Annotated in this window: 18 protein-coding genes; 8 read left to right on the top strand and 10 right to left on the bottom strand. The window is 65.2% G+C overall.

Annotation, left to right across the window (positions count from 1 at the left end; genetic code table 11):
* Positions 1 to 11 precede the first annotated feature (11 nt).
* Positions 12 to 890, bottom strand: coding sequence for a 3-deoxy-8-phosphooctulonate synthase (gene kdsA / locus ABIB58_RS01465; RefSeq protein ID WP_185224107.1), 879 nt, complete (start codon positions 888 to 890; stop codon positions 12 to 14).
* Between the two features lie 111 nt (positions 891 to 1,001).
* Between kdsA and ABIB58_RS01460 the strand changes: the two genes are divergently transcribed.
* The 3 genes from ABIB58_RS01460 to sseA are packed head-to-tail and all read left to right on the top strand — an operon-like array spanning position 1,002 to position 4,533.
* Positions 1,002 to 2,459: a cryptochrome/photolyase family protein gene (locus ABIB58_RS01460; RefSeq protein ID WP_082064423.1), complete on the top strand. Its 1,458-nt coding sequence runs from the start codon at positions 1,002 to 1,004 to the stop codon at positions 2,457 to 2,459.
* Between the two features lie 32 nt (positions 2,460 to 2,491).
* Entirely contained in the window at positions 2,492 to 3,712 is a 1,221-nt protein-coding gene (locus ABIB58_RS01455; RefSeq protein ID WP_045810838.1) for an SAM-dependent methyltransferase, read from the top strand.
* Positions 3,709 to 4,533, top strand: coding sequence for a 3-mercaptopyruvate sulfurtransferase (gene sseA / locus ABIB58_RS01450; RefSeq protein WP_045810837.1), 825 nt, complete (start codon positions 3,709 to 3,711; stop codon positions 4,531 to 4,533). The genes ABIB58_RS01455 and sseA overlap by 4 nt, the downstream gene beginning before the upstream one ends.
* Before the next feature lie 2 nt (positions 4,534 to 4,535).
* On the opposite strand, the gene ABIB58_RS01445 is transcribed toward sseA, so the two are convergent.
* Positions 4,536 to 5,861: a dicarboxylate/amino acid:cation symporter gene (locus ABIB58_RS01445; protein ID WP_045810836.1), complete on the bottom strand. Its 1,326-nt coding sequence runs from the start codon at positions 5,859 to 5,861 to the stop codon at positions 4,536 to 4,538.
* A gap of 33 nt (positions 5,862 to 5,894) precedes the next feature.
* Positions 5,895 to 6,962 carry an amino acid ABC transporter substrate-binding protein gene (locus ABIB58_RS01440; protein ID WP_045810835.1) on the bottom strand — a complete coding sequence of 356 codons (1,068 nt, stop codon included), beginning with the start codon at positions 6,960 to 6,962 and terminating at the stop codon, positions 5,895 to 5,897.
* A 104-nt stretch (positions 6,963 to 7,066) separates the two neighbouring features.
* On the opposite strand from ABIB58_RS01440, the gene metC reads away from it, so the two are divergent.
* The 4 genes from metC to ABIB58_RS01420 are packed head-to-tail and all read left to right on the top strand — an operon-like array spanning position 7,067 to position 13,135.
* Complete coding sequence (metC, locus tag ABIB58_RS01435; protein WP_354038729.1) at positions 7,067 to 8,245, top strand: cystathionine beta-lyase; 1,179 nt, start codon at positions 7,067 to 7,069, stop codon at positions 8,243 to 8,245.
* A 23-nt stretch (positions 8,246 to 8,268) separates the two neighbouring features.
* The gene (locus ABIB58_RS01430) at positions 8,269 to 9,615 is read left to right on the top strand and encodes an O-antigen ligase family protein (protein WP_354038727.1); all 1,347 of its coding nucleotides are present in this window, start codon (positions 8,269 to 8,271) and stop codon (positions 9,613 to 9,615) included.
* Positions 9,590 to 11,674: a DNA topoisomerase IV subunit B gene (locus ABIB58_RS01425; RefSeq protein ID WP_045810833.1), complete on the top strand. Its 2,085-nt coding sequence runs from the start codon at positions 9,590 to 9,592 to the stop codon at positions 11,672 to 11,674. Before ABIB58_RS01430 ends, ABIB58_RS01425 begins: the two co-directional genes overlap by 26 nt.
* A 48-nt stretch (positions 11,675 to 11,722) precedes the next feature.
* A complete protein-coding gene (locus ABIB58_RS01420; protein ID WP_045810832.1) occupies positions 11,723 to 13,135 on the top strand; it encodes an FAD-binding oxidoreductase in 1,413 nt (470 codons plus the stop codon).
* Positions 13,136 to 13,153: 18 nt separating this feature from the next.
* Here the strand turns inward: ABIB58_RS01420 and parC are convergent, their stop codons facing one another.
* Positions 13,154 to 15,355 carry a DNA topoisomerase IV subunit A gene (gene parC / locus ABIB58_RS01415; protein ID WP_045810831.1) on the bottom strand — a complete coding sequence of 734 codons (2,202 nt, stop codon included), beginning with the start codon at positions 15,353 to 15,355 and terminating at the stop codon, positions 13,154 to 13,156.
* 133 nt (positions 15,356 to 15,488) lie between these two features.
* Between parC and ABIB58_RS01410 the strand changes: the two genes are divergently transcribed.
* Positions 15,489 to 17,231 (top strand): cytochrome c biogenesis protein DipZ, encoded by a 1,743-nt coding sequence (locus tag ABIB58_RS01410; protein WP_354038724.1) that lies wholly within the window; start codon positions 15,489 to 15,491, stop codon positions 17,229 to 17,231.
* Here the strand turns inward: ABIB58_RS01410 and recO are convergent.
* The 6 genes from recO to lepB are packed head-to-tail and all read right to left on the bottom strand — an operon-like array spanning position 17,228 to position 22,284.
* Entirely contained in the window at positions 17,228 to 17,959 is a 732-nt protein-coding gene (gene recO, locus ABIB58_RS01405; RefSeq protein ID WP_039245096.1) for a DNA repair protein RecO, read from the bottom strand. The two genes, ABIB58_RS01410 and recO, sit on opposite strands and share 4 nt — an antisense overlap.
* Positions 17,959 to 18,435 (bottom strand): nuclear transport factor 2 family protein, encoded by a 477-nt coding sequence (locus tag ABIB58_RS01400; RefSeq protein ID WP_045810829.1) that lies wholly within the window; start codon positions 18,433 to 18,435, stop codon positions 17,959 to 17,961. Before ABIB58_RS01400 ends, recO begins: the two co-directional genes overlap by 1 nt.
* A gap of 47 nt (positions 18,436 to 18,482) precedes the next feature.
* Complete coding sequence (locus tag ABIB58_RS01395) at positions 18,483 to 19,721, bottom strand: serine hydrolase domain-containing protein (protein WP_231576621.1); 1,239 nt, start codon at positions 19,719 to 19,721, stop codon at positions 18,483 to 18,485.
* 15 nt (positions 19,722 to 19,736) lie between these two features.
* Positions 19,737 to 20,684, bottom strand: coding sequence for a GTPase Era (gene era, locus ABIB58_RS01390; RefSeq protein ID WP_045810827.1), 948 nt, complete (start codon positions 20,682 to 20,684; stop codon positions 19,737 to 19,739).
* Complete coding sequence (gene rnc, locus ABIB58_RS01385; protein WP_045810826.1) at positions 20,681 to 21,391, bottom strand: ribonuclease III; 711 nt, start codon at positions 21,389 to 21,391, stop codon at positions 20,681 to 20,683. Before rnc ends, era begins: the two co-directional genes overlap by 4 nt.
* Complete coding sequence (gene lepB, locus ABIB58_RS01380; protein WP_045810825.1) at positions 21,391 to 22,284, bottom strand: signal peptidase I; 894 nt, start codon at positions 22,282 to 22,284, stop codon at positions 21,391 to 21,393. Before lepB ends, rnc begins: the two co-directional genes overlap by 1 nt.
* Positions 22,285 to 22,324: the final 40 nt, after the last annotated feature.

Raw genomic sequence — 22,324 nt, 5'->3', positions numbered from 1 at the left:
ACCTAGAGGATTCAGGCGGCCTGCGCCACCGGCGCCTTGGCCCCGATCTTGATGGCCAGGTCGTCGAAAGCGATCAGTTCGGCGGCCAGAGCTTCGAACTGGCTTAGCGGCACCATGTTCGGACCGTCCGACGGCGCATTATCCGGGTCCTGATGGGTTTCCATGAAGACCGCATCGACGCCGACGGCCACGGCAGCGCGCCCCAGCACTGGCACGAACTCGCGCTGACCACCCGACGATGCGCCCTGCCCGCCCGGCTGCTGAACGCTGTGGGTCGCATCAAACACGACGGGGCAGCCGATCTCGCGCAGCACCGGAAGTGCCCGCATGTCGCTGACCAGAGTGTTGTAGCCGAAGCTGGCGCCGCGTTCGCAGGCCATGACGTTGGGATTGCCGGCGCCGACCACCTTGGCGATGACGTTCTTCATGTCCCAGGGGGCCAGGAACTGACCCTTCTTGATGTTGATCGCCTTGCCGGTGGCGGCGGCCGCCAGCAGCAGGTCGGTCTGACGGCTGAGGAAGGCCGGAATCTGCAGCACGTCGACGACCTCGCCGACCGGACCGCACTGAACCTCGGAGTGAACATCGGTCAGGGTCGGCAGGCCTGTAACATCGCGAATCTCGGCGAAGATCGGCATGGCGTCTTTCAGACCGATGCCACGCGCGGCGCTGGCGCTGGTCCGGTTCGCCTTGTCAAAACTGGTCTTGTAGATGATGCCGACGTTCAGACGTTCACCGATTTCCTTCAGCGCATGGGCCGTCTCCAGCGCATGCTGGCGGCTCTCCATCTGGCAAGGACCGGCGATGAAAGCGATTCTTGCGCCGCCGCCGATGACGACAGGCGTCCGAAGACCTTCGGACAACGTAATGACAGCGTTGGGTCGGCTCACGAGGCGGCTCTTTCGACGTTCGGTGTTGTGGAGGCGGCTTTTGCCGCAACTATTGGGCCATCAGGTGGCGCTCTGAAGGGATGCGCGCAAGTTATCACGGAGTTCGCCCGCGTGGCCACCAAACCTGTCATCCTGTGGTTTCGCCGCGATCTGCGACTGCATGACAATCCTGCCCTGACCCACGCGACGGAGACAGGGCGACCCATCTTGCCTGTCTATATTCTGGACGAGCATTTCGAACGGCCGATGGGCGCCGCGTCGCGCTGGTGGCTCGACAAGTCGTTGAGGGCGCTGGATGCGGCGCTTCAAGATCGCGGTTCGCGCCTGATTCTGCGCAAGGGCAATGCGCTGAACCAGCTTCAGGCGCTGATCAGCGAAACCGGTGCCGACACCGTCTTCATGAACCGCCTGTTCGAACCCGAGGCGTTTGAGCATGACGCCGAAATCGCCCACGCGCTCAAGGCGGACGGTATCGAATGCCGAGGCTTCAACGGCGCCCTGCTCTGCCGCCCCGGCGAGGTGCTGAACGGTTCGGGTCAGCCGTACAAGGTCTTCACCCCGTTCTTGAGAGCCCTCTTGGCCACGGCGGAGGCGCCGGCTCACACAACGGGACCGCGCCAGATACAGACGCCCAGAACGGTTCAATCCGACGACCTCGACAGTTGGAAGCTGCACCCCCATCGTCCGGACTGGTCCAAAGGATTCGACTGGACGCCAGGGGAAGACGGGGCCTCGCAGGCCTTGTCCAGGTTCATACCATCCGGCCTGAAGACCTATGCGAAGGATCGCGACTTTCCCGACCGGCAGGGCGCCAACAGCCGCCTGTCGCCGCATCTTCACTGGGGCGAAATCAGCCCCTGGCGGGCGATCGACCGCGCCCGACAGGCGGCGAAAGACGGCAGAGTATCATCGGCGGAAGCCGACAAATTCATTGCTGAGATCGGCTGGCGCGAGTTCTCGGCGCACCTGCTGCATCATTTCCCTTACATCACCGAGCGCGCGTTCCGTCCCGAGTATGACGCCATGCCCTGGCGTAAAGACGACACGAGCCTCAAGGCATGGAGACAGGGGCGGACCGGATACCCGTTGGTGGACGCCGGCATGCGCCAGCTCTGGACGACAGGGTGGATGCATAATCGGGTTCGGATGGTCGTCGCCTCCTTCCTGATCAAACATCTGCTGATCGACTGGCGCGAAGGCGAAGCCTGGTTCTGGGACACGCTTGTGGATGCCGACCGCGCCAGCAATGTGCAGAACTGGCAGTGGGTCGCAGGCTCGGGCGCAGACGCCTCCCCCTTCTTCCGCATTTTCAATCCCATCACGCAGGGTGAAAAGTTCGATCCCGACGGCGGCTATGTCCGTCGGTGGGTGCCGGAACTTCGCCGCCTGCCCGACCGCTGGCTGCAGTCGCCCTGGACCGCACCCACCGAAGTGCTGCGTGACGCCGGAATCGTTCTAGGGCGCGATTACCCCGAGCCGATCGTCGAACACGAGAAGGCGCGCCATCGGGCGCTCGCTGCCCTGAAGACGGTTTCCGGTCGCGGCGACGACCACAGCGACCGTGATTGACCCCCTTTGTATTCCGCGTTGAAAGTCAAAAGATGAGCGTCGCACACGCCGATATCGAAGCCGTCGCCAGCCGAACACCGCGCGTGTTCGCCATGTTGCTGCGGCTTCTGGCCGCCAACTGGACCTTCGGCCGCTTGACGGTGCAACTGCCCAATGGCGAGACCCATGTGCTTCAAGGCAAGCAGCCGGGCCCCAGCGGCATGATGACCGTGCGCGACTACCAGTTCGCACGCCGCGTGCTGGCGGCCGGCGATATCGGCTTCGCCGAAGGCTATATCGCAGGCGAGTGGGACAGTCCGAACTTGGCCGCCCTGCTTGAAACCCTAGTGGACAACTACGATCACATCCGGCGCCTGTTCGACGGCAATCTGATCATGTGGGTGGTCAACTGGCTGAGCCACCGCACCAATCGTAACAGCAAGACCGGCTCGAAGAAGAACATCCACGCCCACTACGATCTGGGCAATGCCTTCTATTCCCAGTGGCTGGACGGGACGATGACCTATTCATCGGCCCGCTTCAGCCGTGATGGTGAGGCTCTGGAGACGGCGCAACGTGAGAAATACGCCGCCTTGGCCCGAATGATGGATCTTCGGGCAGGAATGTCAGTGCTGGAAATCGGCTGCGGCTGGGGCGGCTTCGCCGAGTTCGCAGCGCGCGAGATCGGCGCCAAGATCACCGGGATCACGATCTCCAAAGAGCAGCATGATTTCGCTCGCCAGCGCATGTTCAACGCGGGTGTGAGCGACCGCGCCGATATTCAGCTGATCGACTACCGCGATGTGCAGGGTCGATTTGATCGGGTGGCGTCCATCGAGATGTTCGAGGCTGTGGGCATGGAGTATTGGCCCGCTTACTTCGGCAAGGTCCACGACGTCCTTAAACCTGGCGGTAAGGCCGGGTTGCAGATCATCACGATCAAGGACGACCTTTTCGATGAATACAATGCCCGGACGGATTTCATCCAGAAGTACGTCTTCCCCGGCGGCATGCTCCCCTCCGAAGACCGGCTGGCGCCGGTCGTGTCGAAAGCCGGACTGTCCTGGCAGTCGGTAGAACGGTTCGGCCTCGACTACGCTGCGACGCTTAAGCTTTGGGATGAGCGTTTCCAGGCGTCCTGGAACGAGATCAGCAAGCTTTCCGGCTTTGACGAACGATTCCGGCGGCTCTGGCGCTTCTATCTGGCCTATTGCGAAGCCGGTTTCCGCTCTCGCCGCACTGACGTGATCCAACTGAGCCTGTCTCGCCCATGAGCCCGCTGATTTCGACGACAGACCTCGCCGCGAGATTGGGCGCGCCGGACTTGCGGATCGTCGATGGCAGCTGGCACCTGGACGGCCGCGACGCGCGCGCCGATTTTGAACAGACCCATATCCTTGGCGCCGTATTTTTCGATCTGGACGCCATATCGGCTCGAGACAGCCCCCTGCCCCACATGATGCCGACGCCAGAGGCCTTCGGGGCTTCGGTCGGGGCGCTGGGCCTCTCCGTCGACGACCAGATCGTCGTCTATGATACCACCGGATTGTTCTCGGCGGCGCGCGTCTGGTGGATGCTGAAGACGATGGGCGCGAAGAGGGTTCAGGTGCTCGACGGCGGCCTGCCGCGCTGGCGTGACGACGGCCTGCCGACCGTCCACGGGCATTCGGTAGCGGATGCGACGGACTTCCATGCCGAGATGGCGACCGATGCCGTCGCCTCGTTGGATGATGTGCGCGCGGCCTTGGCCCAGGATGCTCAGGTCGTCGACGCGCGCGGCGCACCCCGATTCGACGGCGCAGCGCCCGAACCTCGCCCCGGTGTTCGCAGCGGCCATATGCCCGGCGCGTGCAACCTCCCTTATGGCCGATTGCTAAACGACGACGGCACGATGAAGCGTGGCGCGGCCTTGGAGGAGGCCTTTGCAGACGCCGGCGTGGATATCAACCGACCTGTCATCACCACCTGCGGATCCGGAGTGACCGCCGCCATACTGACGCTAGGCCTGGCCGAACTCGGCCGTTCGTCACGGCTTTATGACGGTTCCTGGGCCGAATGGGGCGCCCGAACGGACACCCCCGTCGAAACCGGCTAAGATCAGGCCGGCGGCGCCGCGGGGAAGACGTCGTCGGCGTCGGCCGGTTCGTCTTCCTCGCCACGCGAAACGACGGTGGCCAAAACCAAGTCGCCCGTAACGTTCAAAGTCGTGCGGCACATGTCCAGGAAGCGATCGACGCCAAGGATCAGGCCGATGCCTTCGGGCGGGACCTTCACCATCACCAGGATCATCGCCACGACCGGCAGCGAACCGGCCGGCACGCCTGCCGTACCGATGCCGCCGAGGATGCAGACCAGCATGACCACGACCTGCTGCGTGATCGTCAGGTCGATGCCGAAGAACTGGGCCAGAAACAGCACCGTAACGCCTTCAAACAGGGCCGTGCCGTTCTGATTGGCGGTGGCCCCGACCGTCAGGACGAAGCGGGCGATCTTGCGCGGCAGCTTCAGCTCTTGCTCGGCCGCCTTAAGCGACACCGGCAGAGACGCGTTGGATGAAGCGGTCGAGAAGGCCACCACCATCGGCTCGCGCACGCCCTTGAAGAAGGCGATGGGCGAGCGGCCGGCCGCCAGCCAGATCACCAGCGGATAGACTACGAACATATGGATCGCCATGGCGCCGACCGCGACGCCGACAAAGGCCGCCAAACGCACGAGCAAATCCCAACCGAACAGGGCCGCCAGGTTGAACATCAGACAGGCGATGGCCAGCGGCGCCAGTTTGATGAACAGGTTGATCAGGGTCATGGAGACCTCGAAGATTCCCTGGATCACTTCCTGCAGACGGTCCGTCGCCGGGCTCTTGGCCATGACCAGACCGATGCCGAAGAACAGGGCGAAGATCATCAGCGGCAGGATCGCGTTCTCCGCCGCTGCTGTGACCGCGTTCGACGGCACCAGATCCAGGAAGAAATCGCCCAGCTGGATCGAGCTGTCGCGCCCGGTCTGAACGATGCTGGCGGCGCCGTCCTTGCCCTGCTCCAACAGTTGCTGAGCCACCGCCGGATCGACGCCTCGCCCGGGCTGGAAGACATTGACCATCACCAGACCGATGACCACCGCGATGCTGGACACCACGACTGTCAGAAGCAGCGTCTTAATCCCCGCCCGTCCCAGCGAGCTGAGATCGCCCATCTCCGCCACCCCGACGACCAGGGCCGAGAACAGCAGCGGGATCACCATCATGAACAGCAGGCGCAGGAAGATCTGACCGATCGGTCCGGTCACGTTGTCTGTCAGCCAGACCACCCAGGCCGCATCGGCCCCCACCGCCAGATTGACCAGCAATCCCCCGATCAGCCCGACTGCGAAGCCGATCAACATCAGCCAGTGCAGCGCAAGGCCGCCGCGTTTCGTCTCGGTCATCTGTCCCCCAGGAAGCGATGCAAGCGTCGGCGCTTATCGGATCGGCAGGCCATAGATCAAGCCGGCCGGGCGCGCGTTCCATTGTGCGTTCAAACCGCGCGCCAGGTCGAGCGCCGATTGTGATCCCAGATTTCGCTCGAAAATCTCGCCATAGTTTCCGACGGCTTCGACCGCGTCCTTGGCCCAATCGTCGGACAGCCCAAGCATGGGACCGAACTCGCCCTCGGCACCCAAAAGACGCCTGACGCGCGGGTCTGTCGTGGTCTTGAACTGATCTTCGGCATTCGCCTTGGTCACCCCGAGTTCCTCGGCCAGCATCAGGGCGTTCAGGGTCCAGCGCACAGTCGAGGCCCAGCGTTCGTCGCCCGCCTTGACCACCGGCCCCAGCGGCTCCTTGGACGCGACATCGGACAAGATCACATGTTCGTTGGGATTGGTCAGCACAGTTCGCGCGGCGGCTAGCGCAGAGATGTCGGCGCTGAATGCGTCGCAATCTTCACGGCCATAGGCGTCGCGCGCCGCTTCCTCAGTCTCGAACACGACGGGCCGGTATTCGATGCCGCGAGACCGGAAATAGTCGGCGGCGTTGGCCTGGGACGTCGAACCCGACTGAACGCAGACCCGCGCACCTGTCAGTTCGGTGGCGCTGTTCAGGTTCAGCGACCGCCGGACCAGAAAGCCCTGGCCGTCGTAATAGTTGATCCCGGCGAAGACGAACCCCTCGCCCGCGTCGCGGCTCATGGTCCAGGACGAATTGCGCCAAAGCACATCGATCCGGCCGTCGTTCAGCGCCGTGAAACGATCCGACGCCGACAGAGGCACGAACCGCACCGCATCGGCATCGCCCAGCACCGCCGCCGCCGTCGCGCGACAGAAATCCACGTCGAAGCCGCGCCACTGGCCGCGATTGTCGGTGTAGGCGAAGCCGACCAACCCCTGATGCACGCCACAATTCAGGCGACCGCGGCGTTTGATGGCGGCCAGCGTCGGGCTTTTTGCGACCGCCGTCGAAGACGTTTGCGCGGGCGTGGCGGGGCTGGCTTCCGGCGCAGGGCTGGCGTCCTTGCGCCCGCAAGCCGTCGTCATCAGCACAACGGCCATCGCTCCGATCGTCCAGCACCGCATCGCGTTCCTATCCCTCGCCGCTTGCGCCCCGATGGCTTTAGAGGCCTTTAGGGACCGATCCGCAACCCATCGGAGGGGCCATGTCGCCGCTTTCGGACCGCACCCGCCTGATCGCCGCCGCCACGCGACGCGGCCACGGTCGGCGCGGCGTCAATCCGCCGGTCGAACGCGCCTCGACGATGTTGAGCGATAGCGCGGCCGTCATGCGCGACGAGACCGACGGGCCGACCTATGGCCTCAGTGGCAGCAGCGCCGCCCGCGATCTTCGCCGCGCCCTGGCCGATCTGGAAGGGGCAAAGGACGCCTTTCTGGTTCCGTCGGGTCTTGCGGCCGTCACGGTTCCGCTGCTGGCGCTTTTGAGGCCGGGCGACGAGGTGATCACGACCGACGCCGTCTATGGTCCGACGCGCCGGTTCCTGAGCCGGTATCAATCGGCCCGCGGCGTCACGACCCGCTTTTTGCCCGCAGACGCAGATGCGCAGACTGTTCTGGCCGCCATTGGCGAGCGCACGCGGTTGGTGCTGATGGAGTCGCCAGCCTCTCTCACATTCGAGATGGTCGATGTCGCCGCCGTAGCCCAGGCCTGCCGCGCACGAGGCGTCCTGACGGTGGTCGATAATACCTGGGCCGCCGGCCTGGCCTATCGTCCGCTGGCCCATGGCGTGGATGTCAGTGTTCAGGCCGTGACCAAATATGTCGGCGGTCATTCGGACGTGCTGATGGGCAGTATCGCTTCAAACAACCCCGCCTGCCTGCGCGCCATCGGCGACACGATTGAGGACCTCGGCTGGCATGTGTCGCCCGATGACGCCTGGCTGGCGCTGCGCGGCCTGCGGACACTGCCGCTGCGCTATGCTGAACAGGCGCGGTCGGCCTTGATCGTCGCGGAGTGGCTGCACGCTCGGCCGGAGGTGTCCCGCGTCCTCTACCCGCCCCTGCCCGGCTCGATCGGTCATGATCTGTGGCGGCGAGATTTCACCGGCGCGGCGTCCCTGATGGGCATAGTCATGAAGGGCGGCGACAAGGCGGCGGGCGAGGCCTTCCTGAACGCCCTGACCTTGTTCGGCCTGGGTTATTCTTGGGGCGGGTTCGCAAGCCTGATCACCCACGAGACGCATCAGATGGCCTACCGCCATCATCCGCCTGTGCTTGAGGGCGAACTGATCCGACTGCATGTCGGTTTGGAAGACCCCTCAGAACTGATCGCCGATCTGGAGCGAGGTCTCGCCGCCTTCACCGCCACGCTCACGGTTCCTTAAGCGCCGCAAAGGACTGTGCGCCCGTGCGTGAACCGTCCGTTCAGACCCCGGATGATTCTCCGCCGCTGTGGGAACAGTGGGCGGCGGGCTTCGTCGTCTTCATGCTGACCGGCGCCCTTATCGCGCCCGTCATCGCGCCGACCCAAGTCGAGACGCCGATCCTGCGGTTCATCTGGTTGCCGGTCTATGCCGTCATTGCCGGCCTGATCGTCTTTCGCTTCGATAAGGTCGTCCGCGCCTGGCCCGCTTGGCTAATGATGTTCGCCCTGGTCGCCCTGTGTTTCGTCTCGAAATATTGGTCCATCGACCCCGAGGTCACTGAACGCCGCGTCATCGCCATGGCGATCAACAGCGCCTTCGCCATCTATCTGGGCGCCCGATTCCGTGACGACGCCCTGCCGCGTGTCCTGATGTACACCTGTCTTGTGATGGCGGTCGGCAGCCTGATCATGGTTTTCGGCTATCCGAAGGTCGGGGTGCACCAATTTGACAACGCCGGCCTGTGGCGCGGCCTGTGGTACGAGAAGAACCAGATGGGGCTGGTCATGGTGGTGGGCGCCGTCTCCGCCGCAGCGACCCTGGCCGCCGATCATATCGCGGGACGCAGCCGTCGGTTCTGGATCAGCCTGCTGACATTAGGTCTGACCACGCTTTTGGTCCTCGCCACGCAATCCAAGACATCGCTTCTATGCTGGGGGCTGGGCCTGGGCATGATCGGCGGGTGGTGGGCGTTGAAGCAGGGCGGCGCGGTCATCACCGTCATCGGCATCTGGCTTGCCGTCATCGTTGCGGCGGGCGCGACCTGGCTGTGGAACTCCGACTCCGCCGCAATCCTCGAGGCGCTGGGCAAGGATCCTTCGCTGACAGGCCGCACGCTGATCTGGGAAGCCCTGATGCGGAAGGTGGCCGAGCGCCCTTGGACCGGATACGGCTTCAGCGCCTTCTGGGGCGTGGACTCGATCCCCGCACGCGAAATCCGCATCGAGACCCAATGGCCCGTGCCTTCCGCTCACAACGGCTGGATCGACCTTCTCGTGCAACTGGGTTGGCCCGGTGCGGTGGCGGTGGGCGCCGTCATGGCGCTCTCTGCGATCTTCGTCGTCGCGCGCACGAACGGGCTCGGCGCGCGCGAAGGCTATTGGAGCATCGCCTATCTGTCGGTCTTCACCGCTTTGAGCCTTTCGGAGAGCGTCCTGCTGACCCACGCCAACCTGCCGTGGATCCTGATGCTGGCGATTATGGCCCGCGCCGTGACCTTTGATCCGGCCCCGGTTCGTGCTCCGCTTGCTCGACCGGCCTCACGGGCCTACCAGACCCGGTCCCGAATCGCCTCAGACTATGTGAATGGCCGCCGACCTCTTCGCTTTTGACGACGAACCCGAAGCTCGCAAACCCGAGCCGCCCAAGCCTGTTGCGGTGACCCCGCCTGCGGCTGCGCCCATTATCGCCCCAACCCCCGCGCCGCCACCTGTTCAGGCCACGGCCACGACGGCGGCCGCCACCGGCTATTCCGCCTCCTCCATCGAGGTGCTGGAAGGCCTGGAGCCCGTTCGCAAACGCCCCGGCATGTATATCGGCGGCACCGACGAGCGCGCCCTGCACCACCTGTTCGCCGAAGTCCTGGACAACGCCATGGACGAGGCGGTGGCCAAACACGCCAAGCTGATCACCGTCGATCTGGACGCCAACGGCTATCTGTCAGTGCGCGACGACGGACGCGGCATTCCGGTGGACCCACACCCCAAACACCCCGGCAAGTCGGCGCTGGAAGTCGTCATGACCGTCCTCCACTCTGGCGGCAAGTTTTCCGGTAAAGCCTATGAAACCTCAGGCGGTTTGCACGGCGTCGGCGTCTCGGTCGTCAATGCCCTGAGCGAAAGCGTGGAGGTCACGGTCTGGCGCGACGGTTTCGAATGGAAACAGGCCTTCAGTCGCGGCCACGTCCTGGCCCCGATCCAGCAGATCGGCCCGTCCAAGAAGCGCGGCACCCTGATCCGCTTCAAGCCCGACGACGAAATCTTCGGCATGGGAGCGGCTTTCAAGCCGGCGCGCCTCTTCCGCATGGCACGGTCAAAAGCCTATCTGTTCCGCGGCGTCGAAATCCGGTGGACCTGCGCATCAGAGCGGATCACTGACGCCACGCCGGCCCAGGCTAGTCTGCACTTCCCAGGCGGCCTGGCCGACGCTCTGGCCGACCGCATCGGTCAACTGGAAACCGTCACCCCCACCTTCGCCGGCCGCGCCGAGCGTCAAGGCGAAGCGGGCGCCTTCGAATGGGCCGTCACCTGGTCGCCCGTCGGTTTCGGCGAGGCGGACGGCTTCATCCAGTCCTACTGCAACACCGTCTCCACCCCCGACGGCGGCACGCACGAAGCCGGGTTCCGCGCCGCCTTGGTCAAGGGGCTGAAGGCCTATGGCGAACTGACCAATGAGAAACGCGCCTCAGTCATCACGGCCGAGGACGTCATCGCCAATGCCGGCGCCCTGATCAGCGTCTTCATCCGCAATCCCGAGTTCCAGGGCCAGACCAAGGACCGTCTGTCCTCGCCCGAGGGCGCGCGCATCGTAGAGCAGTTGCTGCGCGACCCTCTGGACCACTGGCTGACCGAGAGCCCGAAACAGGCCAACGCCCTGCTCGGTTACGTCATCGACCGGGCCGAAGAGCGCTTGCGCCGCCGCAAGGACAAGGAGGTCCAGCGCGCCGCCGCCACCCGCAAGCTGCGCCTGCCCGGGAAACTGTCCGACTGCTCCCGTCAGGCCGCTGAGGGCACCGAACTCTTCATCGTCGAAGGCGATTCGGCCGGCGGCTCGGCCAAACAGGCGCGCGACCGCACGACCCAGGCGATCCTGCCCCTGCGCGGCAAGATCCTGAACGTCGCCTCCGCCACCGCCGACAAGCTGCGCGCCAACGTCGAACTGTCCGACTTGGCCCTGGCCTTGGGCGTCCAGCCCGGCAACCGGTTCAACATCGATGACCTGCGCTACGAGCGGATCGTCATCATGACCGACGCCGACGTGGACGGCGCCCACATCGCGGCCCTGCTCATCACCTTCTTCTATCGCGTCATGCCCGAGACGATCCGCCAGGGCCGGGTCTTCATGGCCCTGCCGCCGCTCTATCGCATCAGCGCCGGGCCTCTGAGCGAATACGCCCGTGACGACGCCCACCGCGACGAACTGCTGGCGACGGTCTTCAAGGGCAAGAAAACCGAGATCGGCCGGTTCAAGGGCCTGGGCGAAATGATGGCCTCCCAACTGAAGGAGACCACCATGGATCCCAAGAAACGCACACTGGCCCGCATTACGGTGCCCGACGCCGAGGCCAGCATCGAGGATTTGGTCGAACGCCTGATGGGCAAGCGCGCCGACGCGCGCTTCCAGTTCATTCAGGAAAACGCCCAGTTCGTGAAAGAAGAACTCGACGTCTAACGGCCTCGCGGCCCTTCCAACGCACGGCGACGCCTGACAAAAGGGGGCATGCAGACGCCCGCTCCCTCCACCGCCGTGCTTGACGAACTGAAGGCCGCGCTCGGTCCGGGCGGCTGGACCCAGGACCCGGATGTCATCGCGCCGCATCTGACCGAATGGCGCAATCGCTGGACCGGCGACACGCCGATCCTGCTGACCCCACGTTCGACGGAAGAGGTCGCGCGTGCCGTGACGATATGCGCGCGCGAGGGCGTCGCGATTACGCCCCAAGGCGGCGGCACGGGCCTGGTCGGCGGGCAAGTGCCCTTTGGCGAAGTCCTGCTGTCGCTGAAGAAGATGCGGACCGTTCGCGACGTCACTGCCTTGGACGACGCCATGACGGTCGAGGCGGGCCTGACTTTGCTCGAGGCGCAACAGACGGCGACGGCGTCGGGCCGCTACTTTCCGCTCAGCCTGGCGGCTGAAGGCTCGGCCACCATCGGCGGAGTCATCTCCACCAACGCCGGCGGCACCCAAGTGCTGCGTTACGGAATGATGCGCGACCTGGTGCTGGGCCTCGAGGCGGTCATGCCCAATGGCGAAATCTACCGGGGGCTGAAGCGACTGCGTAAGGACAACACCGGCTACGACCTGAAACAGCTGATGATCGGCGCCGAGGGCACACTGGGCGTCGTGACCGCCGCCAGCCTGAAGCTGTTCCCCATCATGCGTTCGCGCGCCGTCGCGGTGGTCGGACTGGAAACCGCCGCCGCCTCGGTCGAACTGCTCGCGCGCGCCAAGGCCGAGACGGGCGGTGGGGTCGAAGCCTTCGAACTGATGAAGCGCCTCGGCATGGAATTGGTGCTCAAGAACATCCCCGACACCCGCGAACCGCTCGACACGACGCCCGACTGGTACGTTCTGATCGAGATCGCCTCCGGCACGCCCGGCGGCGCCGAGGCCCAGATGGAGGCCCTGCTGGAGGTCGCCTTCGAGCATGGCCTGATCACTGACGCCGCCATCGCCCAGAACGACGCTCAGCGCGCCGCCTTCTGGCGTCTGCGAGAAGAACACTCGGCGGCGCTCAAGCCCGAGGGCGGCGGCTGGAAACACGACGTCTCCGTCCCGATCAGCCGCATCGCGGAATTCATCGACGAGGCCTCAGCCGCCGTCGAACGCTTCCACCCCGGCACCCGCATCTCGGTCTTCGGCCACGTCGGCGACGGCAATCTGCACTACGACATCTTGCCCGGCGTCGGTCAGGACATCCCCACCTTCATCGGGCGCTGGAAGGAAGGCTCGCAAGTGGTTCACGACGTTGTCGGAACCTATGACGGCTCCATCTCCGCCGAACACGGGTTGGGCCGGCTGAAGACCGAAGAGGTCAAGCGCTACAAGTCCCCTCTCGAGATCGAAACCATGGCCGCCATCCGCCGCGCCATCGATCCCAGGCGGATCATGAACCCGTCGGTCCTGTTCTAGAACCGACGGGCGATCCATCTATCTGAACTTCCGCAGGCCTCGCGGTCCTTGGCGACCCGCGCCGGCGCGTTTGCCAAGCCAGTCTTTCCAGTCCGGCCAGTTTCGACGACGGCCGCCGCCGTCGGCCCATTCCGGCCCGTTCTCAGCGTTGAAGACCGAGATATCGGCGAGGCCGCCCTGTTTGAAGCTTTGCAGCTTCACGCCCTTGCCGCGCCCCATCTCGGGCAGTTCGGCGAGCGGGAAGATCAGGGTCTTGATGTTCTCGCCGATCGTCGCGACGTGATCGCCGGTTACCCGCAGCACCGCCAGCATTTCGCCGTTCAGCACCTGCTTGCCGCCGCGCTTCTGAGCCAAGGTGTCATCTTCCGGCGCGATGAAGCCGTATCCGGCCTTTGATGCGATCAGCAGCTTGCCGCCTGGCTGGTGGGCCAGGACGTTGATGATCTCGGCCTTCTCGTCCAGATCGATCATCAGGCGCAGCGGCTCGCCATGGCCGCGGCCGGAGGCCAACTTGTCCGCGCCGATAGTGAAGATGCGCCCGTCCGACGCCGCCACCAGCAGCTTGTCGGTCGTATAGGCGGGCACGAGGTAGGCGAGTTGGTCGCCTTCCTTGAACTTCAGCTCTGACGGATCCTCGATCTTGCCCTTGGCGGCGCGGATCCAACCGCGTTCCGACAGGATGACGGTGATCGCCTCGCGCGGAATGAAGGCCTCGGGCGCGACGAAGGCGGACGTGTCCACCGCCTCGGCGATCGTGGTCCGGCGCGGCGAGATCAGCGCCTTGCGCACGGCCTCCAGCTCCTTGGAGATCGCCTTCCATTGCTTGCCTTCAGACGACGTCAGCGCCTTCAGATTAGCAAGTTCCTCCGACAGCGCATTGAATTCCTTTTCGATCGTCATCTCTTCCAGACGCGCCAACTGACGCAGCCGGGTGTCGAGGATGAAGTCGGCCTGAACCTCCGTCAGGCCGAACCGCGCGATCAGGACAGCCTTCGGCTGCTCCTCCTCGCGGACAATACGGATCACCTCGTCCAGGTTGAGGAAGACGATGCGCAGGCCTTCCAGCAGGTGCAGGCGCTTTTCGACCCGCTCAATCCGCCATTGCGAACGACGGTTTAGCACCTCACGCCGGTGATCCAGGAAGGCGCGCAGGCAGTCTTTCAGACCCATGACGCGCGGCGTGCCGCTGGCGTCCAGCACGTTCATGTTGATCGGGAAGCGGACCTCCAGATCGGACAGCTTGAACAGGCTTTCCATCAGCATTTCAGGCTCGATGGTGCGGTTCTTGGGCTCCAGGATCAGGCGGATGTCTTCGGCCGACTCGTCGCGCACATCGCCCAGCAGAGGCGCCTTCTTGTGCTCGATCAGGTCCGCCAGCGCCTCGATCAGGCGCGACTTCTGCACCTGATAGGGCATTTCGGTGACAATGATCCGCCACACGCCGCGACCCAGATCTTCGGTCTCCCAGCGCGCGCGAAGGCGCACGCCTCCCCGCCCCGTCTCATAGGCGTCCAGGATCGAGGCATGACCCTCAACCGCTACGCCCCCGGTCGGGAAGTCGGGGCCGGGCACATGCTGGACCAAGTCCTCGGTCGTCGCGTCGGGACGCTCCAGCAGGAGTTGGCAGGCGTCGATCAGTTCGCCGACATTGTGCGGCGGGATCGAGGTGGCCATGCCGACCGCGATACCCGACGAGCCATTGGCCAGAAGATTCGGGAAGCCCGCGGGCAGGACGATCGGCTCTTCGTCCTGATCGTCATAGGTGGGCCGGAAATCGACGGCGTCCTGATCGATGCCATCGAGCAGCAACACGGCGGCCGGCGTCAGCTTGCACTCGGTGTAGCGCATGGCCGCGGCGCTATCGCCGTCGATATTGCCGAAGTTCCCCTGACCGTCGACCAACGGGTAACGCTGGGCGAAATCCTGAGCCAGGCGCACCAGAGCCTCGTAGATCGAGGCGTCACCGTGGGGGTGATATCCGCCCATAACCTCGCCGACGACCTTGGCGCATTTGCGCGCCGCCGCCTGCGGGTTCAGCCGCATCTGATGCATGGCGTAGAGGATGCGCCGGTGCACGGGCTTGAACCCGTCACGGACGTCCGGCAGCGCGCGGTTCGTAATGGTCGACAGGGCGTAGGCCAGATAGCGGCGGCTGAGCGCCGTCTCCATCGGCTCGTCGATGATGCGGCCGCCTTCCGGCGGCGGGGCGTGGATCGTCATGGCTCTGCGAATCGGGGATCGGAAGCGGGAAGTCTAGCCCGTAAGGCGCCAGATTGGGGGATAAGCGCGCTGGGGAGTCACCAAACCGCTCCGCCGTGCGTATGTGAGAGACACACCCTCGTCAGGCCGCGCCATGATCCTGTTCCTGCTGTCCTATCTCGCCGGCGTTCTGACCATCGTCAGTCCCTGCATCCTGCCGGTTCTGCCCTTCGTCTTCGCGCGAGCGGATCGGCCGTTCATCCGCAATGGTCTGCCGTTGTTGGTCGGGATGGCCGTGACCTTTGCGGGCGTGGCGACGCTGGCGGCGCTGGGCGGGGGCTGGGCGGTGCGGGCCAATGAGGTGGGGCGCTGGATCGCCCTGGCCGTCATGGCGGTGCTGGGCGTCAGCCTGCTGTTTCCGGCCGTCGGCGATCGGCTGATGCGGCCGTTCGTGGCGGCCGGGTCCTGGCTGACGGATCGCGCCGAGCGCCAAGCCAGCAATCTGGGGGGAGATCAGGGTGACGTGCGCTCGTCGATGCTGCTCGGCGTCGCGACGGGGCTGCTCTGGGCGCCGTGCGCCGGACCCATTCTGGGCGTGATCCTGACGGGCGCCGCGCTTCAGGGCGCAGGCGTCGGAACGACGGTTCTGCTACTGGCCTATGCGGCAGGCGCGGCGACATCGCTCGGCCTGGCCCTTCTGGTGGGCGGTCGCATGTTCAAGGCCATGAAGGGCGCGTTGGGCGTCGGCGAATGGGTGCGGCGCGGTCTGGGCGTTCTGGTGCTGATCGGCGTGGTCGTGATTGGCCTGGGTGCGGACACGGGAGTGTTGACCCGGATTTCGGCCGCCAGCACGGGCCGGATCGAACAGGCGTTGCTGGGCGGGATCGGGCGCGGCATGCCGACGAATCGGGCGCCGGCCGATCTGGCCAATCTGCCGGTCGAGGGGGTGATGCCGCCGCTGACCGGGGCGACGACCTGGATCAACACCCCGCCGCTCACGACCGAGCAGTTGAAGGGCAAGGTGGTTGTCGTCGATTTCTGGACCTACTCCTGCATCAACTGCATCCGCTCCATCCCGTACGTCCGCGCCTGGGCTGAGAAGTATAAGGATCAAGGTCTGGTGGTGATCGGCGTGCACACACCCGAATTCGCCTTCGAGAAAGCCGAGGCCAACGTCCGCCAGAACATCCAGCGCCTCGGCATCACCTATCCGGTCGCCATGGACAATGAGTTCGCCATCTGGCGGGCGTTCAAGAACCAGTACTGGCCCGCGCACTACTTCATCGACGCAAAAGGACAGATCCGTCACCACCACTTCGGCGAAGGGGACTATGCGGGCTCCGAACGCGTCATCCAGCAACTTTTGAAGGAGGCGGGCGCAGCGAACGTCGCCAGCAATGTCGTCACAGTTCAGGCTGAGGGCGCAGAGGCCGCCGCCGACATGGCCCGGGTCGAATCGCCGGAGACCTACGTCGGCTATGGCCGCGCCGAGAACTTCCGCTCGCCCGGCGGCCTGGCCAACGATGTGATCAAGGACTATGTCGCCGCGCCGCTGAAGCTGAACGATTGGAGCCTGTCGGGCCGCTGGCGTATGACGCGTGAGCATGCCGACCTGCAGGCGGCCGGCGGCCGTATCGCCTTCCGTTTCAAGGCGCGCGATCTCCATCTGGTCATGGGGCCCAGCAAGCCGGGCGCACCCGTCCGCTTCCGTGTCCGGATCGATGGCGCGGCGCCGGGCGCGAACGCCGGCAGCGACATCGACGCCCAGGGCTTCGGCCGGGTCGACGGCGAGCGACTGTACCAACTGGTCCGGCAGACGGGCGCGGTGCGCGAACGGACGTTCGAGATCGAGTTCCTGGATCCCGGCGTTCAGGTCTTCGCCTTCACCTTCGGCTAGAGGCGGCCGGCGTCGCCCAGCTTGTCCAGCATCCACACGCGCGCGGGCGGCAGGGGCTTGTTCTGCGGGTGGAAGACGAACTGCTCCAGGAAATGCCCCGTCAGGTCGAACCCGGCCCGGACGTCGCCCTCGATCAGACCGGATTGGGCGCCCAGCATGAAGGGCGGCAGGGTCAGCATCTTGTCAGCATAGGGGGCGCCGGCGTCGCGGCTGACCGCCCGGCCGGTGCGAGGACTGACGTAGATCAAGTCGTCGGCCGTGCCGGTCGCGGCGCATTTCGACAGGTCCAAGCCGAAGCCCAGATCCTCAAGCAGGCCGGCTTCGAACCGCACGAAGATCGCAGGCCAGACCGCAGGCATTTCGAACGCCGCCATCAGCGCCTCGAACGCCAGAAAGACGCCGGGATGCGGCTCACGCTCCGGCAACGCGCCTTGGGTCACGCCCGCCGCCGCCGCCAGCCCGGTCAGCGCCAGGGCGTCGTCGAACAGGGCGCTGGGCCCCTCGCCTACCGGCTCCAGTCGTACCGCGCCGAGGTGATCCGAGGTGCGGGCGCGGTAATCGGCCACGACCCGCGCGCCCGCCTGCAGGAATGGCTTCATCTTGCGTGACGCGCCGCCAGCCACATAGGCCGAACGTCGGCCGTGATTCTCGGTCAGCAGATCGACCACGGCGCCTGTGTCGCCGTGGCTGCGCGCCGACAGGACGAACGCCTCTTCGTGGAAGTCCATCAGTCCGCCGGACCTTCGGCGATCACCCCGACCACGCCCTTGGCCTTGTCGTTCGGCACGGTGAAACTGAGCACATATTGCTCGATTTTCCATCCGTCGTCGGTCAGCCGCAGCACCCCTGAGCCTCGCGTCAGGCCGTAGGCGTCGTTGTCCAGCAACTCATCGAACCAGACGATGCAGCGGCAATCGCCCGGCGCCAGCGTCGCCACTCGGTCATGCGGGCGATAGGTCCAGCCTTTCCCTTGCGAGAAATAGGGCGTGGCGTAGGCGCGAAACTCAGTCAGCGACCAGCGCTCGGTCGAATCCGTGCCGATAAACCGGGCGTCAGGCGTGAACAGATCGAAATAGGCGTCGCCGTCCGCGCGCGAGGCCGCCGCGTGCATTCGATCGAGAACAGCGCCAGCCTCGACAACGGGATCGCCCGCAGCCTGCGTCGACGAAGCGGAAAGGACAAGTGCGGCAAGAAGAGCGATCATGGTCCTGTTCTACTCCTGTTCTCCTCGCCGGGAAACAGTCGGGCGCCTCAGCGCGCCAGTGTCGTCGGAAACTCGTGACCCAAGGCTTCGGCCATCGCCTGCTGACTGATCAGGAAGACCTGGTCACGCAGGTGATAGTTGTTGGACAGCACGATCACGGTCACGTCGGCGTCCGGCTGATAGAGCATCAGGTTGCGGAATCCGCCCCAACTGCCGGTGTGATAAATCTGGCGGTCCTGGAAGCTGGGTCGCACCTGATCGCCCAGGCGGTTGGCGAAAATGCCGAAACCCCAGTCCCGACGCGGATGGCTGCGCTCGTTCGGCTTGGTGTCGGCCGGCGCATGGTCGGCCAGCATCTGCTGATAGCTGGCGGGGGTCAGCAGGCCGCCGCGATGTAGCGCCCTTTGCCAGACCAGCAGATCGTCCAGCGTCGAATAGACCGCGCCGGCGCCCGCCACGATGGAGGTGTTGGCGTTCGGCTGTGCCGCAAGGCCGCCGGGGAAGTTGGCGTAGCCCATGATGACGCCGTGATCGCCGCCATCGAGATCAAGCCCGCTATCCTTCATGCCGAGAGGCTTGAAGAAGGTCTCGCGCATATAGGTCTGGAAGGGCTTGCCGCTGGCCTTTTCGACGATGGCGGCGGCCAGATTGAAACCGGCGTTGTCGTACTGAACCTTGGCGCCCGGCTCGAACTGAAGACCAAACCGCTTTGAATCCTCAGTCAGTTCGTCCAGCGTCGCCGGCGTCGTGCGGCGCATGCCCCAACCGGGCCGCGCCATCAGATCGGGAATGCCCGACGTATGCGACAGCAGGTGGCTGATACGGATCGGCGCCCAGGCTTGCGGACAGGGCTGGATCCATTTGCAGACCGGATCGGAGACGTTGAGCTTGCCCTCGTCCTGAAGCTTCAGAATCGCCGTCGCCGTGAACTGTTTCGAGATCGAGGCCAGCCGGAAACGCGAGCCCAGCGCCAGCGGCTGGTTCTGTTCGTAGTTCGCCTTGCCATAGACTTGGCGGAATAGGACCTTGTCGCCCTTGGCCACCAGAACCGCGCCCATGAAGCGGCCTGAAGCGGCTTCGCGATCCAGGCGCGCGGCCAGTTGCGGCAGATCCTGAACCACGACCACGGGCGGCCGCGGCGGCGCATCGGCGCGCTCGGTCGCCAGTTCCACATCGGTCTTGGGGGCCACGGCCGTGGCGATGCCGCCCCAGACCGCGCCACCGAGGATCAGCGCCCCGAGGACGCCCAGAACGAGCCGAGGATGCCCCCCGGCGGTACGCGGCACATCAAACACAGGAACTCAGACGTCGAAATCCAGACCGAACTGGGCATAGAGGGCGCGGCTGTCCTGCCACTTCGGATCGACCTTGACGGTCAGGAACAGGTGCACCTGACGGCCGAGGATTTCATTCAACTCCTCGCGCGCCTTCTGGCCGATCCATTTCAGGGTCTGGCCGCCCTTGCCGAGGACGATGGGCCGCTGGCTCTCGCGCTCGACATAGATGTTCTGTTCGATCCGGGCCGAGCCGTCGGCGCGGTCCTCGAAACTGGTGGTCTCCACCGCCGCCGAATAGGGCAGCTCCTCATGGACGCGCAGATAGACCTTCTCGCGCGTGATCTCCGCCGCCAGAACCCGGACCGGCACGTCGGCGGCCTGATCCTCGGGATACAGCCACGGCCCCTTGGGCATGGACAGAGCCAGACGCTGCTTCAGGTCCTCGACGCCGTCGCCGTTGGCCGCTGAGATCATATAGACCTCGGAGTAGACGCCGCTTTCGAACAGCTTCTGCGACAGCGCCAGCAAGGTATCGCGGCGCATGCCGTCGATCTTGTTCAAAGCCAGAACGACCTTGGTCCCGGTGGCCTGCAGGTTGGCGATTATGGTCTCGGTGTCGTCGGCCGAGCGACGATCGGCCGCCGTGCCATCCCGGCTTTCGGCGTTGATGTGCGACTGGGCGTCGATCAGGTGAACGACGATGTCCGCATCTTCCGCGCCGCCCCAGGCTGAGGCGACCATGGCGCGGTCCAGACGACGACGCGGCGTGAAGATGCCGGGCGTGTCCACCAGCACGATTTGGGCGTCGCCTTCCATGGCGATGCCGCGCACCGGAAAGCGCGTCGTCTGCACCTTTTGCGTGACGATCGAGACCTTGGACCCGGTCAGCCGGTTCACCAGCGTGGACTTGCCGGCGTTGGGCGCGCCGATGATGGCGGCGAATCCTGCGCGCTGGTTTTCGATATCGGTCAAATGACGCCTTCACGTTTGAGGAGAGCCGTTGCGGCCGCCTTCTCCGCCTCCTGACGCGAACGCCCTTGCGCGGTCAAGGGCTGCACGTCCTGCACGGACACTTCGACGGTGAATGTCGGCGCATGATCCGAACCCGTCCGATCGGCGACGCGATAGGTCGGCAGCGGCCGCCCCAACCCTTGCGCCCACTCCTGAAGCGCTGATTTCGGATTGGTCACGGTGCGGGACGGCGGTGCCGCCAGTTCGTCGGACCAGGCCCGTTCAAACACGGCCTTGGCGGCATCCAGTCCCCCGTCCAGATAGACGGCCGCCAATATGGCCTCGACCGCATCGGCGATGACGCCGGCCTTGCGCCGCCCGCCGGTCTTGGTCTCGCCGGGCGAGAGCCGCAGCGCAGGCCCCACGCCCAGGGCTTCGCCCACCCGGGCGCAGGCCCCCTTGTCGACCAAGGCGTGCAGGCTGGACGACAGCTGGCCCTCGTCCGCCGTCGGAAACTGGGCCGACAGCCGCTCGGCGACCAGCAGACCCAGCACCCGGTCGCCCAGGAACTCTAGCCGCTCGTTGTCGCGTGGACCGTGGATGCCGGCGGGCGCCCCCTCGCCCACGCTGGCGTGGGTCAGGGCGCGCTCCAGCAGGGCCTTGTCCTTGAACCTGTGTCCCAGGCGCGTTTCCAGCGCCGCGACCGCTTCGGCTCTCAGATTGGCCATCAGTGCAGGACGTTGAAGAACCGGTCGAGCCGCACGTTGAACCAGCTGACGGGGTTCCACAGCGACGAACCGGGCTTCCACGAGAACAGGATGATCTGCGCCTTGCCGACCAGATTCTCGGCCGGGACCATGCCCACGCCGCTGGACTGTTCGACACGGCTGTCGATCGAGTTGTCGCGGTTGTCGCCCATCATGAAGTAGTGACCGGCCGGGACTTCATAGACCGGGGTGTCGTCCAGATCGTTTCCGGGACCGAAGTCCTGGGTCATGAAGCTCTTGCCTTCCGGCAGGGTCTCGCGGACCTCGGTCACAGGACGCGGCCCGAAGATGTCGTTGATCTCCTGCTCGCTGACCACGACGTCCTGCACAGGCTTGTCGTTGATATACAGTTTGTTGGCGATCATCTGGATGCGGTCGCCGGGCAGGCCGATCACCCGCTTGATGAAGTCGGTCTTGTTGTCGCGCGGCAGTTTGAACACGACGATGTCGCCGCGCTTGGGCGCCGAGCCCATGATCCGCCCGTCGAACAGCGGCGGGCTGAACGGGATCGAGTGCTTGGAGAAGCCATAAGACCACTTGGAGACGACGATATAGTCGCCTTCGTAGAGGTTCGGCTCCATCGAGGCCGAAGGAATGGTGAAGGGCTGGAACAAGAAGATGCGCAGCACCATCGCGATCAGCAGGGCGAAGACGATGGTCTTGAAGATTTCGCCGGTCTCGCTGGCCGCCGAAGCCGCCTTGTCGCCGCGCTTGGGCGTCTTGGCATAGACCTTCTGGTTCGCCGTCGTCGGCTCCTGCACCGACCTGACCGGAGCGTCCGCCTCCGAGGCCGCAAATCGTTCTTCGGGGGTGGCGTCGCGATTGGCGTCGTCGGGCTTTTGGTCTTCGCTCATGCGATCAGGCATCCTCGCCGCGTCCGCGCGGTCATCGCGC

This window comes from Brevundimonas sp. UYEF29 (genome assembly GCF_040546195.1).
Lineage (GTDB): Bacteria > Pseudomonadota > Alphaproteobacteria > Caulobacterales > Caulobacteraceae > Brevundimonas > Brevundimonas huaxiensis.
The sequence above is the reverse complement of the archived record's forward strand: the minus strand, read 5'-3'. Positions and strand labels throughout refer to the sequence as shown.